Here is a 19,760-nt window from a genome sequence, read left to right as displayed (position 1 = left end):
GTCCCCTTCCCCCTTCTCCCCACTAGACTAGAATTAGAATTGACGTGACGTTTCTTAGTAGCTAAAGTGTCAGATTCTCTGCCATTGCGCGATTGCTATATAGCCTTAATCGATGAAATTGTTGAAACCACCCTCAAGGGCAAAATTAGCTCTGTTGATATGGTGTACCAAATGCTGCTTAAAGGCATTACTTCCGGTACAGGGGAGGTATTTGAGTTAGCTTTGAGCGATCGCTTGAATGCCCTCCAAAGCCAAGTAGATGGTGAAAAAGACGAACTCAAGAAAGCCAAAGCTACTCGCAGTTTGAGAGCCATTAAGACTATTCAGAGTCAATGGCAACGTTGGCAAGAACAAAACAAAACAACAGAAGCGATCGCTTCTGTGGTTACAGAAATAACCACAGCCCCATCTGACGAGCGACTGGCGACATTTTTACGGATTACTGACCCAAATCAGAAGTATCCGCTAAATTTGCAACAGTTACAGCAATTATCAAAAGCATTACAGCAATTTGCCCAGGCAGATAGCGATTTAGAACAATTTTCCGAAGGGATTACCCGTGGTTTAGCTTCTTGGCAGCGATTGCAAGACAACTTGCTCAGTTGGATGTACGAGCAAAAAGAAGCTTTAGGATTTGGCGGTGTACCGGGAGAACGTGGCCCTTGGGCAAGTTGGGCGAAACAACTCAATAGTGAGTTACCCAAAGCACTGCTTCGCACCTTAGCGATGGAAGAATCGGCAATTGAGTTTGCCCAGCGACAACGGGGAATCACCCTGAGAGATTGGGTGGAAATGGCATTAATTTTACAGTTCTTGCAACGGGGGCTAATTAACTGGTTTGACCAACAAGCTTACGATGTTAAGGCCGGGCCAAAGTTGTCCATTTCGACTTTTTTGACCTTTGCAGTGATTTGGAGTCAATTAGCAAGTGGTTTTGGAAGCATTGGCACAGTATACGCCGATGCCTGTTCTCAAATCATGCTCCAGATTTTGCGAACCTTTGCCCAGCGTCCATATTTTCCCTTTTACGGCGGTATATTTGCCTCTTTTACTGGCACTTATTTACGAGATGCCCTAGATTATTTGGATGAGCCATTGCGACGAGGTGAGGGAACCCAAGAAAAGGCGCGGATTTTGACCCTTTTAGGTTATTCTCAGCGTGCTATGGGGCAATACCAGCGCTCAATTGATTTTCATCAGCAGGCGTTAGAGATAGCCAGAAATGCAGGCGATCGCGCCTGTGAAATTGCCAATCTCAACCACCTCAGCCGCACCTACGTGCAACAGCAAAATTATGCTGAAGCAATTAACTACAGCCAACGAGCATTAATATTGAGTCGGCAAGCAGGCGATAGAACAGGGGAAGCTAACGCACTAGTAAATTTAGGTTACAGCGAAGTCATGCAGGCTCAAGAACTGGAGAATCTAGAACCTGAAACTTACGAAGCCGCAATTAACTATTTAGAACAAGGTTTAAAACTATCAGAAAAATTAGGCGATATTCAAAGTAAAGCTTTATGTGTCAGCAGCTTAGGAATCGCTTATCTAGTAATTGGAGAACACCAAACTGCAATTAAATATCTGGAGGATGGCTTTAAAACAGCGCAAGTTTCCGGCGATTTGTATCTTCAAGGGCGGAACTTAGCTTATTTGGCAGAAGCTTATTATCATCTCCAAAATTCTGAAAAAACCGTTTACACAGGCTGCTTGGGAATGTATCTTTTGGAGCAAATTGCTTCTAATGAGTGGCGGCAAGCAGCAGGGTTACTAACAATCTTGCAGGGGCAAATTGGGGCAGAAACTTTCCAAAAGTTCTTACAGCAACATCGCCCTAAAATAATTGCGGTTATCGGTGTAGATGGGTATGATTACATTCCAAAATTATTAGAGATATACAAGCAAGATATGTGACTTCTAAAATCTCTGAGCAACGAAAAATTCAGCTTTTTGCTCCCCTCTCCATGTCGGAGAGGGGTTGGGGGAGAGGTCAGGGCGAACGCACGGGATTTCTGAAACCCTTGCTGGGCAAGGATCTTGATGAAAAAATAGGCTAAATTAAAAAACGCCAAAACCCTTGCTATTAAAGGATTCTTATACTTTAGATGCGTTTGCCCTGGGGGAGAGGTCAAATAAGACTTGTCGAACTCACGTTATTTTAGTCTTGCAATGCCACTACAATTTTTTCTTAACCCAAGCGCATTGATATATTGCCAAGTTCTGATCGTCAATAGAATTAGAGGAAAACTATAATAAGTAGGGACACAGTTTAAAATTTATTTTTTAATTTTGAATTGTTAACTTTGTCTTGTCTATTGATCAGTCAACTTATTAAGATTTGTCTTGGTTAAAAAATCTTGAATCCGATTGATGAAATTTTCCAAATCTGCGATTAAATTGACCATACCAGCAATCTCATGTTTACGACTTAGTAGTTCTAGCTTTTCTGCCGATTTCTGTATAATTGTAACTCCCATATTCCCACTAGAACCCTTGAGATGATGAGCTTCCCATGCAATTTGTCGAAAGTCTTGAGCAGCGAATGCAGCTTTGGTAGACTCTAAATGAATTTGGCTATCTTCTTGGAACAGTTGCAAAAATTCTAACTCCAACTCTGTATCGTTATCTGAAAGTTGATGTAAGTATTCCCAATCAATTATTAGGTCGATTAAATCTCTATTTTGACTATCTTGATTAGTAGATGCGGGATCTGGAATCATAACGGCCTCAGAAGTAATAATTATTTCACTCCAACGCTCTAGCACTACTGCTAAATCTTTTTTATTTACTGGTTTACTTAAATAGTCATCCATCCCTGCATCTCTACAGTTTTGTTGGTCTTCTGCCATAGCGTTAGCAGTAAGAGCAACCACCACAGGTTGCCGATGGCTAGCAAATGAACTTGCTGACCGACGACGAATTTCTCTTGTCGTTTCTAAACCATCCAAAATTGGCATTTGGTAATCCATGAAAATCAAGTCGTAAGGAATTTTATCTAATATTTGCAAAACTTCTCGACCATTGGCGACAACATCAGCTTTGTAGCCTAAATTCTGAAGCTGCTTAAGGATGACTTTTTGATTAACAAGATTATCTTCTGCTAGCAACAATTTCAATTTGGGTTTATTGGAATTATGTATTGGTTCTACCTGTATTGGCACAAACGTTTGCTCAATTCTATAAACATGAGAGTCATCTAGTTTTGTTTGATTTCCTAAGATATTCACGATCGTCTCAAGTAACCGTGATGGCTTCACTGGCTTGACCAAATAACTAGTAAATCCTATGTTTAGCGCCCTTTGCACTTCATCTGTTTGATTAGTATGGGTCAACATGATTAAAGGGATATCAGCAATAGCAGAGTTTTTCTTAATTTGTATCCCCAAGGTCATCCCATCTATTTGGGACATTTGCATATCAATCACAGCTATATCATAGGGTACTCCCTGCTCGACACTTTGCTGTAAAGCTTGTAAAGCCGTAGTTGCAGAACTAGCCTCATCTACGTGCATCCCCCAACGTGTAGCTTGATGATAGATAATTTTACGATTAGTTGCATTGTCATCTACGACTAACAAGCGCCGTTGATTTAAAAGTTCACGTTCATGATTTTGATAAACAGGTTGATGCTGTTTGGTAAAAGGTAACTCAAACCAAAATTTAGATCCTTTATCTATTTGACTTTCGACCTTAATTTCTCCTCCCATCAAATTTACTAATTGTTTACAGATAGCTAATCCTAAACCTGTACCACCATATTTACGTGTAATAGAAGCATCCACTTGGGTAAATGGTTGAAAAAGTTTACTTTGGTCTTGTAATGCCATGCCAATCCCCGTATCTGTAACGGAGAACTGGATCGTAGGTGTAGCATAATTTTCTGATTGCAATTCTGCTCGTACCACCACCTCACCAGTACTGGTAAACTTAATAGCATTACCTATTAGGTTCATCAGAACTTGCCGTAAGCGATTAGCATCTCCTTGAAGATAAGTAGGGACATTGCGATGAATCAAGGCGGCAATTTTTAATCCCTTATGATGGGCTTGAGGAGCCAACAATTCTAAAACTTCTTCAACACAAGTGGATAAATCAAAATCCAGGGTTTCAAGCATCATTTCCCCAGCCTCCAGTTTGGATAAATCCAAAATCTCATTGATGAGATATAGAAGCGCATCACCACTGACACTAATTGTTTCTGCTAAATCTCTTTGTTCTGGTGTTAAAGAAGTTTCTAATAGCAAACCAGTCATTCCCAAAACAGCGTTCATGGGAGTGCGAATTTCATGGCTCATGTTCGCCAAAAAACTACTTTTGGCTTCCGAAGCCAATTCTGCTTGTTGGCGAGCTATTTCAAGTTCTTGTCGTTGCAGGGTTTCCGCTTCTAGTAACTTGGCCTGAGTTAAACCAATGCCTATTTGGTTAGCTAGTTCTCCTAAAAGTTCAATTTCCCAGGTTATCCATTGTCGGGAATGACTACATTGATGGGCAATGAGCAATCCCCAAAGTTCATGTTTGAGGATAATGGGGACAACAACATTAGCTTTAACAGCAAATCTTTGCAGTAATTCAATGTGGCAAGGTTGGATATTCGCTTTTTCTATATCGGTAAAAGCTTGTATCCGTCCTTCACGGTATTTCTGAATATAATTTTCCGTGAAACAAGGGTCGAAAATGTTCTCTCCGAAAGCTGCGGGAAAATTGGGAAGCACTGCCTCTTGAACCGCAGTTAGGGAATAATTTGATTCTAGCTGGAAGATTAATACACGGTCTGCCTTTAGAAGCTTTTGAACCTCTGTAACGCTGGTTTTGAGGATTTCATCAATTTGTAAAGATTCACGAATTTTTAGGGTGACATTAGCTAACAATTTCGAGCGCAGGTTTTGCTGTTGCAATTCATGCTCTGCTGTTTTAAGTTGCTGGTAAGCAGTAGCTTGTTTAATTGCGATCGCCATCTGGGTCGAAAGCTGTTGCACTAGAGAGATTTCTTCAGCTTGCCAAATTCGAGGAGCAAGACTTTCAACAACGTTCAGGAGTCCCCACAGGTTGCCATCTTGGATAATTGGAACCAAAATTTTGGCTCTAGTCTGCAACGTTTCCAGTAGTTTTCGATGGCAATCACTCATCTGTACTGTGTAGATATCACACACAACTCGAATTCCTTCATGGTGATATAGATCAAACACATCAGTAGCACAACAGGTATCCTCAATCTGTTTACCTCGGTAAGAAACATAACCATTCTTTACTGAGTCTGCCACCACAACCATGCTCCAGTCGGGTTGAAACTGCAAGATCATCGCGCGATCGCAATCTAGGAGCGATCGCACCTCTTGAACTGTTGTGTCGAGAATATCCTGTAGATTGAGCGAAGAATGGACTTGGCTAGCAATAGTTGCAATTAATTGTTCTCGCTCTGCTTTTGCCTTGAGTGTAGCTGTACGCTGCTGGACTAGCTCCTCTAATTCGGCGTTGCGATTTTTCAGCAGTGCTAATTTCTCTGCTTCTAATCGATTCACCTGATATTCCAATACTCCAACTAAATTAGTTAACTCGACTGGATTGAGTACTTTCAGAATACTGGTCTGAGTGACGATTCCTAATAACTCTCCTCGAGTTCCAGTCACTGCTATCCGCTTGACTAAGTATTGCCGCATTAGCTCTTGAACTCTCCACAGAGAGTATTCAGGATTGACTGAGAAAACTGGCGTACTCATCACAACCTCTGCCTGGAGATGTTCAAAATCCAGTTTTAATGCTTGAAATTGAACAATATCTCGCTCTGTTAAAATCCCAATCGGTAGTTGTATGAGTTGATCTTGCGCTACTCGTTCTTTTACAAGCATCACTGAACTGACCCGATTTTCTGCCATCAAATGAGTAATAGCTAGCATAGAGATGCTTGGAGCAGCACAAATCACTTCCGAAGTCATCACATCTTCCGCTAGGCGCAGGTGCAGCAAGTCTATTGGACGTGACAATTGCTGCAAGCTTTCATGAGTCAATAGTCCAACTATTTCATCTTGTTCATTGAGCAGGGGCAAGTGGCGAATCCGATACTGCTGGAGTAAATTGACAGCTAAGAACAGATCGGTAAATGCAGATTGGTGTAAGCTAATGACTGGATGTGCCATGACATCAGCGATCGCCAGATTCTCTAGTTTTCGCATTTGAGAACTGAGTCGAACCACGTCTCGTTCAGTAAAAATCCCTAACAACTGATTCCCTTCAACAATCAACACGCAACTTGATCGCGCCTCAAGATGCCTGGCTTCAATTTCCATATCTGCTTCTCTTGAAGATGAACACACAGTGCGACTACCACTCATCTGAGCGATCGCCGCCATCACAGATGTACTTGGCAAAACGATCAGTGGGTTGCGAACAATCGCTGACTCCAAATCAGCTTCTGTCAAAGCAGTGGAAGATATGAACATTCTTACAAGGACATTTCAAATTTTTCAACTGACACTTTATAATGCCCGTTCTACTAACCTATTTAACACGGGCACTAAAATATAAAAGAAAATAAACTTAGTGCAAGTTTATTTAATCAACACTCAAAGAAGTCCTGCTGATTCATATAATCGTTTAAGCATTGCTGAAATCCTGGCACCATAGTCTAAATCTGCTGACCATCGCCCTGATAGTTGATCGATTAATGTTGCAATTCCACGTGTGACAAAGCGAAACCTTGGATCTACTACTTCTTGTACCAAAGGTTCTAAACTGGCGTAAGCTTTCAAATGTTGGACGTGTGCCCTCACTCCAATTCTGGCACTTGGAAAAGATGCAGCCTCTGAACCACCACCGATCGCACCTAAACCTGCAAAGTTATTTTGCTCAGGTTTAATATCTCCGCCAAAGCGTAAAAATCCAGTTTCTACACACATTTGGCAAAAGGCAATATCATAGTTTACTCCCTCTATCCCTGCTTCTTCCCGATAAAGTTTGGGAATATCTGGAAACTTTGCCAAAGCATTTTCGTTATTGTTTCTGAGGAATAATTGCAACTGTATTTCGGAAGTATTACCATTTGACATTACTCGTTCCAATTGACCAGGGCAAACGATCAAATTGGAGCGCAAACTGACAGTCCGAGTTGCAGCGTCCCAATTAACGGCGACATTAAAATCTCGGAGTTCTATTGCTTTAATATAAACTATTTTGCGATAGGTAATTCGATTAACATTAGCGGCTTTTGAAAGGTCAATTCGCAAACGATCTACTAAATCAATGGGGATGTAAGCATTGCCATTAACTAATACTCCTTGCTCTGAGTAATTTTGTCCATTAATATTAATATTAATTGGTGGATAATTTGCTTCGGTTGGAGTGCCAGGAGTAGGATCGATCGCACGGCTCCAAGTTGCCAATCCATCAGCAATTCCTAAAGCAAAATCGCGGCGACGAGTTTGCAGCAAAGCCCGATCCTCTGGATTGCTAAGAAAGCCTACTTGCATTGCCAAAGCTGGAAGCGTTGTCTGGCGACAGAATGCTAAACTACCTAATCCACTATCTGTATCTGGCTTGACTCCCCGATTTGGTAATTGAGGGACGCGGCGCAATAAACCCACTAGCAACTGTTCACCATTGCTTTTGCGATCGCTATTATTCGCAATATAAAAGACGCTAGCCCCACGCACAGAAGGGCTGTTAGCTGCATCAGATTTAATCTCTAAGGCAATATCACCTCGGCGGCCGCGAGAATTGATCCAGGTGATGGTTTGGGCGGCACTCAAGTCATCGGGAACTGCCAAAATTTCCAAATTCCGCGCCCTCAGTTCGGTGACAATCAAATCCCGCAGCAGAATCATCTCTTTAGCTTCAGTTGTACCACCTGCGATCGCACCTAGATCGATCCCTCCAGCTTCTCTGCCTCCATGAGCGGCTGATATAAAAATACGTCCCATTTTCAGTATTTCCTCTGATAAAATTAAATGTAAGCAATTGTATAGATCATTCTTGGTCTAGCAACAAGAATATAATAGCTATCAGTTGGTAAACCCACCGCAGTGTTAACTACCAACTCATGACTTAACAAATAGACTAGAATGCAAATCCCCCGCTTGCACCCAGATACAATTGAGGAAGTTAAACTACGGGCCGATATTGTAGATGTCGTCTCGGAATACGCAGTTTTACGCAAACGTGGAAAGGATTTTGTCGGTTTGTGCCCCTTCCATGACGAGAAATCTCCTAGTTTCACCGTCAGCCAGACTAAGCAAATGTACTATTGCTTCGGCTGTCAAGCTGGAGGAAATGCCATCAAGTTTGTAATGGAGTTGGGAAAGCGCTCTTTTGCCGATGTGGTGCTGGATTTAGCACGGCGTTACCAAGTACCTGTACAAACCCTCGAACCAGAACAACGCCAAGAATTGCAGCGTCAGCTATCTTTGCGTGAGCAGTTGTATGAAGTTCTGGCAATGTCCGCCCAATTTTATCAACACGCCCTGAGACAATCCCAAGGGCAAAAGGCACTTCAATATTTGCAATCTAACCGCCAACTCAAAGAAGAAACTATACAGCAATTTGGTTTAGGTTATGCCCCCGCAGGTTGGGAAACTCTCCATCGTTATCTAGTGGAAGATAAACATTACCCAGCGCAGATCCTAGAAAAAGCGGGATTGATTAAGCCGCGCAAGGAAGGAGGCGGTTATTATGATGTATTTCGCGATCGCTTGATGATTCCCATCCGCGATGTTCAAGGGCGCGTCATTGCCTTTGGTGGCAGAACTCTCACAGATGAACAACCGAAATATCTGAATTCACCAGAAACGGAACTTTTTAGTAAAGGTAAAACATTATTTGCCCTTGATCAAGCTAAGGGTGGGATTTCCCAACTCGATCAAGCGGTGGTGGTAGAGGGATATTTTGATGCGATCGCTCTCCACGCTGCTGGGATTAATAATGCCGTTGCTTCCCTCGGTACAGCCTTAAGCTTAGAACAAGTCCGGTTAATTTTACGCTATACCGAATCGAAACAATTAGTACTCAACTTTGATGCTGATAAAGCCGGAACCAATGCCGCCGAACGTGCGATCGGTGAAATTGCCGAACTAGCATACAAAGGCGAAGTTCAGCTAAAAATTCTTAATTTAGCCGATGGTAAAGATGCTGATGAATATTTGCATAGCCACACTCCAGAAGACTATGGAGAACTGCTAAAAAATGCGCCACTTTGGTTAGATTGGCAGATTCAACAAATTATTCAAAACCGAGACTTGAAACAGGCTACTGATTTTCAGCAAGTAACTCAGCAATTAGTCAAATTACTTAAAAATATAGCTAACAGCGATACACGAAATTATTACGTTTCCTACTGTGCAGAAATACTCAGTTTGGGAGATACCAGACTTATACCCCTGCGAGTCGAAAATCTGCTAACTCAAATTGCTCCGGCTGCGGCTGCATACACTAAACCTGTATCAGCGAAGCAAGCATGGGGAAGTAGTAAAGTTTCTCAATCCCCACTTCCTACAGAACGCAGTCTTTTAGAACACGCAGAAGCCTTATTACTGCGAATTTACTTGCATTGTCCTGAACAACGTCAAGCGATTATTGCCGAACTAGAGGAACGAGATTTGCAATTTAGCCTTTCCCACCACCGATTTTTATGGCAACAGATTTTAGAAATCTCATCCGGTGATGGAGAGATAAGAAATTTTGCGTCTCAACCAGATTTAATTTCCCGCTTGCAAGACCACTTTTTAGAATTTAGCAGCGAGATGGGGTTAATTTCCCATTTATTTCATGTGAATGAAAAAAACCAGAAAGAAATACTTCGGACTCCGCAAGTAGTTCAAGCTGCGATCGCTTGCATGGACTTGGTTATGCTGGAAAAACGCTATCGCCACTTTTTGGAACTATGGCAACAAACCGATCCAGAAGCTGAACCAGAGCGTTATCAATCTTATTATCAAGCTTTCTACACCGAAAAAATCAAGCTCCAGAAAATAGACCGACAACGGCTCTTTTCCATCACAGAGTTGCTGTAGCTTTGCTCTCCTGAAGTTACCCTCGCAGAAATAACGCTAGCCATGCTTAAACTCACAGTTAAAACAGCCGTTATTGAAATGCTCGCTTGTCTTCAAATATTGTCGGAAATATAAACGATATAATTCACAGGCAGGAGTACTGCGATCGCCTTCTAAATTAATTAGCCCCATACTTTGTAATTTATATGCCAATACTGGCTCTAATTTTACATAATTTGTAGCGTTAATTACTTCATAAAAAGCATTTTTTAAGGCTGATTCATCTCGTAGCGCTAACACATATTGCTTTAAATACTCGTGATAAATTCCTGCTTCTGTGGGTGCTTCTTGCAATAGCTTTTCTAAATCCCGTTCTAGTCCCCCTTTACCCACTAGGTGATAAAAAGCTAATCGCACCAAATAAGGATATCCTCCTACCAGTGCCATCAAACTCTCGACTTTAGCATTTGTCCAATCCAAGCCGTGACGTAGTGCTAAATCCTGCACCTGCTCTTTTGTAAAGGGAGGTAACTTAATCGGCAAACCAATATTAAATGGTGATTGAGTTAGTTTTATGGGAACAAGAATTTCCGTTGAATAAACCAGAATCAGCCGCAGTTTTTGCCAAATTTCTACCCTTTTAGCTTGTTCATACCACGATCGCACTAACGGTAACAATTCTCCAGCAATTTCCTCATATTCAAATACCCAATCCACCTCATTCAATACCAACACAAGGGGAGTTTCCAGCGCAGACAGTAAATAATGTTGAAAATAGATAGAGCAACTTACTTTGCTACCCATATCTTCATCCCAATAATCATTGAGTTTTGGTTCTAACTGTAACTCTCGGCTGAGATTAGCACAGAACCAGCGCAAAAATTTATCCAAACTGGTAAATATTACTTTATCTGCTTGCTGAAAATCTAACGTCACGGTGCGAAAGCCTTGATTGTTAGCGCGTGCAAGCAATTGTAAAATCAGAGAGCTTTTCCCCATCTTCTTGGGTGCTTGGATGCAGATGAAACAGCCAGGTTTAGCTATTTCTGCGTAGGCAATTTCCTCAATTGGCGGGCGAGGGATGTAAAATCTGGAATTAAGGGATACTGGGCCACTAGGAAATTCTAAAGATATAGCCGTAGCTGCTTTGTTGAATTCCTTAATTAATTGCTGATGTGCTTTGCTAAGACGGTGATTTTCTACAGTCTGGCGGAAGTTAGATTTATTTATCGGTTCTTTACAAAAATCACTCATTACTTGCCATAAATGAGCAGCAATTTTCCTCACACGTTCCTCGCCATAGTGAGCTTTACAGGCAATATTCGTGTAAGTTTTTCCTTCCCATGAAGAACGCAATATAATCTCTTGGAGCGTTGTTAAACCCGTTGCTTGACTGGCTTTTAGTAGCAATACTACTTCATCTATAGTCATTACTCATCGGCTCCAATTCAGCATGAATTTTATCACACCATTATGTTTTGGAAATCAATGTAGTCTACCTTGTATGAATAGCAGCCAGCCCTTTCCTAAAAAAGCTACAAACAAGGCTTGACAATATTTTTGTATCCTGAAACATTTGACGTGACTCAATCATAGAATTTTTTTTACAAAATTTTTCGAGTTTTTAAGTGATTATATTTGATTTGAACTACTTTTTTTAGACATATCTTAGAATGTAGATGCACACAATGTAGCTATTTTTTCTAAAAAATGGCTGCGGCGATCGCAACAGAGGTTACATTCGTCCGTTTACCTTTTTCGAAATTCCATCCAAATTGATGATATGGGCTGATATATTTCTAACTGAAGTTACAGCCTAATCAACCAAGTAGACGATTTATCCATAAATGGATCGTCAGGGTGCTAAGACAGCGTAGAGAGAGAGCTACAGGATATCTTCCTCACCGTACCAGCAGCTATGCATATCGAAGAACCCGCTACCCATAAACCGGAAGCTCCACTTTCAGTACAAGATTCGCAGAGTTTCCCAGAATCAAAAGACTTATCTCCAGAAAATTTAGATCCTTGTCAATGCTCACAAGCAGCCTTACAAATGGCATTAATCGCCAGTGGCTTGGGGTTGTGGGATTGGAATCTTATAACCAATAAAACCTATTACGATCCCCAGTGGAAGGGCATTCTGGGGTATGGATTAGACGAAATCGCTCATGAGCATAAATCCTTTGAGCGACTTGTACATCCACAAGATTTACCGAGAATTCGCCAGGTGTTGCACGATTATCTCCAAGGATGCACGCCTGTGTTTGAAGTTGAATTGCGAATGTTGACTAAATCCGGCGAATGGAAATGGATTTTGGCTTGTGGCAAAGTATTTCAGTGGGATGAATCCGGTAAACCAGTGCGAATGGCGGGGACACACAAGGATATTAGTCAGGATAAAGCGATCGCTACTCAACAATACCAACTACTTGAACAACTCCAAAGAGAAATTGCCCAACACCAGTCTACAGAAGACCAAGTTAGAGAAAAATCACAGCAGCTAGAAACTACCCTCGAAGAACTCAAATATACCCAAAGGCAGTTATTGCAGAACCAGAAAATGGCTAACCTCGGCCAACTGGTGGCGGATATGGCTAACGAAATTAACAATCCTGTTAGCTTCATCTACGGCAATCTCCATCCTGCGAGTCAATACGCTGAAGATTTAATCAGAATCATTGAACTTTACCAACATTACTATCCCAAACCTACCCCAGTCATAGCCTTACATCTGCAATGCCTCGACCTTAGTTTCGTGAAGACAGACTTTTTAAAATTACTGTGGTCAATGCGAGCCGGCTCAGAGCGCGTTAAAGAAATTGTTTTTGCCTTGCGGAATTTTTCAACCTCTGACGAAGGCCAAATGAAAAAGGTTGACCTGCACGAAGGACTTGATAGTGTTCTGAGAATTTTACAACATCGGCTCAAAGAAAAGCCTGACAGAGCCAGGATTGAAGTAATTAGAGAGTTTGGGGAACTGCCCTTAATCGAGTGTTACCCCGGCGATTTAAATCAGGTATTCATGAACATCTTAACTAATGCCATTGATGCCTTAGAAGAAAGGATGAAATATGATTATTCCTTTACTCCCAAAATCTTTATTCATACAGAAATTGTTAGAAGTCATTTGTCATTAGTCAATAGTAATGATATTTGGCCAAATAACAAACAAATAGGAAAAAAACACAAAGTTATAATTCGCATTTCTGACAATGGCCAAGGCATACTTCCCCATATCCAAAGACAGATGTTTGAACCATTTTTTACTACCAAACCAGTAGGTAAAGGTAAGGGACTTGGACTATCAATTAGTCGGGAAATTATCGTTGAAAAACATCAAGGTAAAATTAAGTGTAATTCTAAATTAGGTCAAGGTACAGAGTTGGTAATTGAAATGAATACAACAGCAAGGCACTATGCCGCGATTAGAAAACATGCCAGCTTTTAAATAAATTCATGAATACGAGCGTTGCCAACACGCCCAATACGGTTCGGTTAAGGTTTTTTGATGAAAATTCTAGATCACAAAGACGCGATAAATCGCCGTCTCTATGAAAGACTGATTATTGTAGAGACGGCGATTCATCGCGTCTCTTGTCTTAACCGAACCGTATTGCAACAGAATCGGTTGCTCATTTTATCCCATTACCATGATGCGCCAAGGCTGCCATTCCATATTCTGAAGCACGTAACTCCTTATCAGAGATTTCTGGCTCCTTGGTATAGACCGAACTCAGTAAGATATTCAGAACTCCACTTTCTTCAGCTTGACTAACAGCGCGATGTGTAATCAATTCACCTACATTCAGAATCACGTTGTCTTCTGGGTCAAGAATGACACGGGTAACTGGACGACCCAGAGCTTGTTCAATCCGTTGCTTCTTCATTGCCCGTGTGCCGCGTCCTTGTAAGTTTTCTGCCTTCGCTTTCAAGGCTTGCCAAAAAGTGTTGAGATTCTCTTGAGCAATACTTGCCCCGTCACGCAGTTGAACTTTGTTTTCTAACCATCTGTCACTTGCGGTAGAACCGACTGCGGTTGCCAGAGTCAGACCAACAGCGTTCAGCAATTCTATTTCTTTACCGTAAGTCTGGGCCCGATCCAGAAGGGATTCCGTCACAATTTGCCCAGATGCCGCAATAATTAAGCCATCGTTGGCACGCACTGTTTGTACGACTCTACGCCCTCTTGCCTGCTGGATCGCCACATGTCCTACCAGCGAATCAACCGAGTGGCGCAGATTAGCGGCGCTACTGTGAGTTAGGCTCCCAATTCGATTGCTAGTAGATTCTGTTGCTGCTTGCAAATTGCGGCTGATATTGACAGTCAGGCTACCACCCGTAGCTCGATAAAGTTCATCCAGAATGTTCATGCGATCGGCCGCTTCTGCATCGACTAGCGTCACTTCCTGCCCCTGTAGTAGCAGTACATTGCCGTCTGGAGTCAGCACATCCTGCTCAACATGCTTGCCAATCACATATACCTTTTGCTCGGCAGGATCAACCAAATTGTTTGTTAGGGAAGCAGTTGCATCTCGATTGAGGTCTTGCAGTTTGCTGCTAGTAGCATCAGTTGCAGCTTGTAATTGTTCACCTACATTCTGGCTCGCTTCCTGTAGCCCACGGTTCACACTCTCTACCGAGCTTTGCAGCTGCTGATTCACGGTTTGAGCTGCTGTTTGCAATCTGCTATTGGTAGTCTCAGCCGATTCCTGTAATCTATCTCCAGTTGCTTGAACAACTCCTCGGATACCACCCACCTGTTCTTCCATCATTTGAGAGGTTTCTGGTGGTACAAAGGCAACATCATAACCAATTTTCAGGGCTTCACGAGCAGGAACGAACGATCGCCCCGAGTAAGCATCGGCAAATACACCGCCAGAAACTTCGTATCCTTCTACCAGTCCACTATGCTCATCGAAGAACAAATCGACCAATCCACCGAGGTCAAGTCCCTCAGTAGTCAGAATTCTTTTTTTTCTCAGCACAATATTTTGGTGCAGAATCTCTTTAATTGCAGGGACACGATGTGCCTTAACAACAGATTTTTTCGAGTTAACTACGATCGCATCCAACCCAATCGCTTGCACTTCTTCCCAAGAAATCACTTTTGCGTCTCTAAACAGTCCCTTTTCTGCAACTAAAAAACCCAAAAGTTGATTGTGTTTCTGATCAAAGATTAAATCTATAATTCGCACAATTTTCTTACCTGTGTCGTAGGCAACGACCACTTTATCGATAACATCACTACCTTTACGCATTTATCTATCCTTCAGATTCTTATTAATTTTGTTGTTCAATTACTTGTTCATTGGTTGCCTGACCTTTTATTTGAAAATATCGTCCTTCTCGGCCAAAACCGGGAACGATATCAATCATGCCAAAGTATTCGAGAAGTACCCCAAAGATGGCGATCAGGATAATCAAAACGGTGATATTAGCTCCAGTATTAGAGCGCTGTCCTACGAGTCTAGGCATTTTTTATCTTATTTATTGGTGTTTTTATCGCTAAACTTGATTGTAAGTATCATACAAGAATATCTATATCATTAAATGTAGTTCAAATGTTTATTTATCGGCATATACATTACTTCAGTTGTTATTTAAAAATAAATAATTCCAAAAGATATATTTCCAAAGACAGATTTTTTATCTAGTTATTCTCAAAACGTTGGATCTATTTTTTGGAAAGAAATATTTTTATTTTTAGTATAGGAATCCGATTTGATTTCTGAAAAAATCTAAGTATGTGTAGGGTACGTTATCGCGTAGCGTAACGCACTCTACGTATATTTCAAAAATCAAAGATGAGTCCTATATCAATAACCATTAAAATACTTAAAAATAAAAATATTTAGTACAATCTATACAACTTATACGCTATGCAAACGTTCGCTTAAATATGATTTCAAGCAGCAGGCTGTACTTGTAACATAAGCTGACTATGTTTGGGTGCGATTTATTTAGCTGCTTCTGTTATCTGGTTTAATTGATGACACGCCCCAGTATTTTTGTATCGAAACAACACTAGTCACACTTATACTTAAAGTTAAAACAGTAGCGAACATCTTTGCCAAAATACTGAATCATAAAATGGGAAAATAAGGGTAAGCAATACCACCCCCAAATTTGCAGGGCTATTTACTCAAGACAGACGCTTATGCTTGGTTGATTCTTCCTGTGCCCAATTCCCAGTGCCCCATGCCCAATTTTTAGGACAGATAAACAGCAAATTTTATCAGTCAAAATCTATGACTTTGACCCCCTCTCAAACTCGAAAGCGACCGACTCAAGCGATCGCAGCCAAAATTTTCCACTGGTGTAACATCATTAGCCTGTTTATCATGCTCACCAGTGGACTACAAATTTACAACGCCAACCCTGTTTTTGGTGGACGTGCAGGTTTGCACATTCCTCCCATCTTTACGTTAGGAGGTTGGCTTGCAGGAGGTAGACACTGGCATTTTGCTGCAATGTGGCTATTCTCACTCAATCTCTTGTGGTATGGAATTTACATTTTAATTACCCGACGCTGGCGACATCGGTTTGTCGGTGCGAATGACTTCAAAGCATTACAAAAAAGTCATAATTCCAAGCGCCTAATTTATGCTTGGCATCGGATTGCGTATACAGCAATTATTCCGATCTTGCTGCTGGCGTTATTTACAGGGATAGGAATGTATAAACCTGCTCAATTTCCCTGGATTGTGGATTTGTTTGGCAATTGGCAAGCATTGCGAATTGTTCACTTTGCTTCAGTGCCGATGGTTATCTTATTTGCAGTGATTCACTATCAATTAGGGCAAAAAGCTGGTGGTACTGATTTAACAGAATCAATGTTTTAGTTTGTCCTTTGTCATTGGTCATTAGTAAAGGTTTTAAGCCTATTTACGTTTCGCAACATACTTTTGTTTTTTCGCGCCAACTTACTTAAAAAACTATGGTCATGCAGATAGAGAGACACAGGTAATAATAATGACCAATGACCAATGACAAATGACCAATGACAAATGACTCTTTAAAAAAAATGAACTTTTTTGATAAATTGAATCGTAGTATCTTGCAAAATCAAAGCTTACTATTTGTAGGACTTGATCCAAATCCAGAGATGATGCCTGTGCGTTATGAATCTGAAGAACTCATCGCTGGTTTGGAAAAGTGGTTACAATTCATTATTGCGGAAACTGCTGGTTACGTTTGTGCTTATAAACCGACACTTGGCTTCTACGAAGCGTTAGGTATTCCCGGTTTAGAATTGCTGTACAAAACTTTAGTAGCGATTCCAGCGCACATCCCAGTAATTTTAGATGCCAAACACGGTGACTTAAATACTAGTACCATTTTTGCCCAAACTGTGTTTACAGAATGGCAGGTGGATGCAATCACTCTTAGTCCCTATACAGGACAAGATCATGTAGCACCTTTTTTGGTCTATCCTGAAAAAGCGGTATTTATCTTATGCTGTACTTCTAATCCAGGTGCAGAAGCTTTACAGCAATATCCCACAAACGAGTCACCCCTTTATTTACAGGTAGTAAAAGAATCAAAAACCTGGGGAACTCCAGAACAATTGGGTTTGGAAGTAGGAACTACAAATGCTGAAGTTTTGGCACATATTCGAGCGATCGCACCGGAACGGATTATTATGGCGCGTAGCATCTGGGCGAAGGGTGGAAATCTAAGACAAATTTTAGAAGCAGGGTTGAATGCTAACGGTGATGGTTTGCTGATTCCTGTTCCTCAAGATATGTTGGGAAACACACAATTATCTCAGGAAGTCGAGTCTTTACGCGCAGAAATTAATCAACTAAAAACTGAAATTATTCACGAAAATTCTACATGTACTGTATGGTTTCCTGATGTTTGTTTCCTAAATCAGCACCCCTACCAGGATTTGATTTTACAACTTTATGACATTGACTGTATTATGTTTGGCAGCTTTGTCCAAGCATCAGGAGCGATATTCCCTTATTACATCGACTTACGCAAAATTATTTCTAATCCTCAAGTTTTTAATCAAGTTCTCACAGCCTATGAGGATATTTTGAAGAATCTCAATTTTGATAGATTAGCAGGTATTCCCTATGGTTCTTTGCCTACCGCGACTGGTTTAGCTTTGCGCCTTCATTGTCCAATGATTTTCCCCCGTAAAGAGGTAAAGGCCCACGGAACGCGCAGAGTTATTGAGGGTCACTTTCATCCTGGCGAAACAGTTGTGGTAGTTGACGATATTCTCATCAGTGGCAAAAGTGTTATGGAAGGCGCAGGAAAGTTAGAATCAGCAGGATTAAATGTTAATGATATTGTGGTACTTATCGATCATGAACAAGGTGTGAAAGATAGGTTACAGCAAAATGGTTATCGTAGCCATTCAGTTTTAACTATTTCAGAAATTACCAATACTCTTTATCAAGCAGGACGAATAAATGAGGAGCAATTTTTAGCTTTTGCTGAAAGTTAATAATTGGGAATGGGGAATTGGGAACTTCTACTGAGCGTAGTCGTAAAGCCTGCGGCATAGCTACGCTTAGGGCGCAGCCTCTCGTAGAGAAGTATTGGGAAGATTTTTTTCATGTTCTTACCGTTGAGTATATTTCACCAGTTAAATCTAGTAACTAGAATAATTTTAGTTTTAAATTAATTATGAATTTTCCACTCAATCAACTACTTAGATGGTTAATTTTTACGCTGTTATTTCCCCTAGTGTTTCTCAATGGTTGGCTAGCATTTTTGCTTGTTAACAATTTTCAACCTGTCGTAACAATTCTTGTCTTAGCTACTTTGCTTGCATTCGTTTTAAACTATCCTGTTGCCATTCTTCAAAAGCAAGGAGTGAAACGTGGCTATGCAGTATCATTAGTTTTTATATCAGCATTGATAATTATCGTTGCTCTGGGTATCACTTTAGTTCCTATTGTGTTAGAGCAATTTAATGAGATGGTGAAAGTTCTTCCTCAATGGATTGATTCTAGCGAAGAAAAACTTCAAATTTTAAATGATTGGTTTTTTAAGCACAAATTAAATGTGAATTTAAGCCACCTATTAACACAAGTAACTGACCAATTACCTAATGAATTAGAGTTCGTTACGGATAAACTTTTAAGCATTATTGTAGATACGATTGATAGTGTTTCTGATGCCTTAATCATAGTAGTAATAACTTTTTACCTCTTGTTAGATGGCCCAAGAATTTGGGAGGAGATATTTAAGAAGTTACCGGGTAATTTTGCCCAACAAGTAAGCCAGTCTATTCAGCAAAACTTTCAAAATTACTTGATTGGGCAAGGAACTTTGGCTTTGCTGATGGGAGTTTCAGAAACATTAATGTTTTTAGCTTTTCAAGTCCAGTTTGCTTTACTCTTTGGTTTGGGAGTCGGGCTTTTGAGCTTAATTCCTTTTGGCGATGTCGTCAGCGTGGTTGTAATAACTTTCATAATAGCCACACATGACTTTTGGCTAGCAGTGAAGGTTTTTGCGGTAGCTGTTGTTATTGACCAGTTAATCGATCAGGCGATCGCACCACGGCTTTTAGGCAGATTTACTGGGCTTAGACCAATATGGGTGTTAATTGCTTTACTTGTAGGAACCAATGTCGGTGGAGTCTTAGGTTTGCTAATCGCGGTACCTGTAGCTGGTTTTATCAAGGATGCAGCAGATGGTTTTTCTAAATCTGGTGATTCTGAGAATGTAGTTAAGAGTAAATTAGCATCAGAATTGTTGCCAGAGGAATCAATATAGAAATGAGTTGTTTAAAAAAAAAAATAAGATGGTATATTACCGCTAACACTA

The 19,760-nt window shown here is 40.8% G+C and carries 11 protein-coding genes; 6 read left to right on the top strand and 5 right to left on the bottom strand.

Features of this window, described 5'->3' with window-relative positions:
* The first annotated feature begins 66 nt into the window (after nucleotides 1–66).
* Nucleotides 67–1,911, top strand: a complete 1,845-nt coding sequence (locus FD724_RS20195; protein ID WP_179073857.1) for a tetratricopeptide repeat protein — start codon at nucleotides 67–69, stop codon at nucleotides 1,909–1,911.
* Between the two features lie 398 nt (nucleotides 1,912–2,309).
* Here the strand turns inward: FD724_RS20195 and FD724_RS20190 are convergent, their stop codons facing one another.
* Nucleotides 2,310–6,434 (bottom strand): response regulator, encoded by a 4,125-nt coding sequence (locus tag FD724_RS20190; protein ID WP_179073856.1) that lies wholly within the window; start codon nucleotides 6,432–6,434, stop codon nucleotides 2,310–2,312.
* A 123-nt stretch (nucleotides 6,435–6,557) separates the two neighbouring features.
* A complete protein-coding gene (locus tag FD724_RS20185; RefSeq protein WP_114081317.1) occupies nucleotides 6,558–7,910 on the bottom strand; it encodes an N-acetylmuramoyl-L-alanine amidase in 1,353 nt (450 codons plus the stop codon).
* A 141-nt stretch (nucleotides 7,911–8,051) separates the two neighbouring features.
* Between FD724_RS20185 and dnaG the strand changes: the two genes are divergently transcribed.
* Complete coding sequence (dnaG, locus tag FD724_RS20180) at nucleotides 8,052–9,995, top strand: DNA primase (RefSeq protein ID WP_179073855.1); 1,944 nt, start codon at nucleotides 8,052–8,054, stop codon at nucleotides 9,993–9,995.
* Between the two features lie 36 nt (nucleotides 9,996–10,031).
* On the opposite strand, the gene FD724_RS20175 is transcribed toward dnaG, so the two are convergent.
* A complete protein-coding gene (locus FD724_RS20175) occupies nucleotides 10,032–11,405 on the bottom strand; it encodes an AAA-like domain-containing protein (RefSeq protein WP_179073854.1) in 1,374 nt (457 codons plus the stop codon).
* Between the two features lie 487 nt (nucleotides 11,406–11,892).
* Here FD724_RS20175 and FD724_RS20170 point away from each other — a divergent pair, with 487 nt between their 5' ends.
* Complete coding sequence (locus FD724_RS20170; RefSeq protein WP_179073853.1) at nucleotides 11,893–13,422, top strand: PAS domain-containing sensor histidine kinase; 1,530 nt, start codon at nucleotides 11,893–11,895, stop codon at nucleotides 13,420–13,422.
* 184 nt (nucleotides 13,423–13,606) lie between these two features.
* Here FD724_RS20170 and FD724_RS20165 read toward each other — a convergent pair whose 3' ends face one another.
* Both FD724_RS20165 and FD724_RS20160 read right to left on the bottom strand, forming a co-directional pair.
* Complete coding sequence (locus tag FD724_RS20165; RefSeq protein ID WP_179073852.1) at nucleotides 13,607–15,232, bottom strand: PRC-barrel domain-containing protein; 1,626 nt, start codon at nucleotides 15,230–15,232, stop codon at nucleotides 13,607–13,609.
* A 22-nt stretch (nucleotides 15,233–15,254) separates the two neighbouring features.
* Entirely contained in the window at nucleotides 15,255–15,449 is a 195-nt protein-coding gene (locus tag FD724_RS20160) for a hypothetical protein (protein ID WP_179073851.1), read from the bottom strand.
* A 773-nt stretch (nucleotides 15,450–16,222) separates the two neighbouring features.
* On the opposite strand from FD724_RS20160, the gene FD724_RS20155 reads away from it, so the two are divergent.
* The 3 genes from FD724_RS20155 (at nucleotide 16,223) to FD724_RS20145 (ending at nucleotide 19,709) form a co-directional block, all read left to right on the top strand.
* Nucleotides 16,223–16,816 (top strand): cytochrome b/b6 domain-containing protein, encoded by a 594-nt coding sequence (locus FD724_RS20155; protein WP_179073850.1) that lies wholly within the window; start codon nucleotides 16,223–16,225, stop codon nucleotides 16,814–16,816.
* A gap of 182 nt (nucleotides 16,817–16,998) precedes the next feature.
* Nucleotides 16,999–18,432 carry a bifunctional orotidine-5'-phosphate decarboxylase/orotate phosphoribosyltransferase gene (locus tag FD724_RS20150; RefSeq protein WP_179075566.1) on the top strand — a complete coding sequence of 478 codons (1,434 nt, stop codon included), beginning with the start codon at nucleotides 16,999–17,001 and terminating at the stop codon, nucleotides 18,430–18,432.
* Between the two features lie 182 nt (nucleotides 18,433–18,614).
* Entirely contained in the window at nucleotides 18,615–19,709 is a 1,095-nt protein-coding gene (locus FD724_RS20145; protein ID WP_179073849.1) for an AI-2E family transporter, read from the top strand.
* Nucleotides 19,710–19,760: the final 51 nt, after the last annotated feature.

It is taken from the genome of Nostoc sp. C057 (assembly GCF_013393925.1).
GTDB lineage: Bacteria > Cyanobacteriota > Cyanobacteriia > Cyanobacteriales > Nostocaceae > Nostoc > Nostoc muscorum_A.
This window is presented reverse-complemented; position numbering and strand designations above follow the sequence as displayed.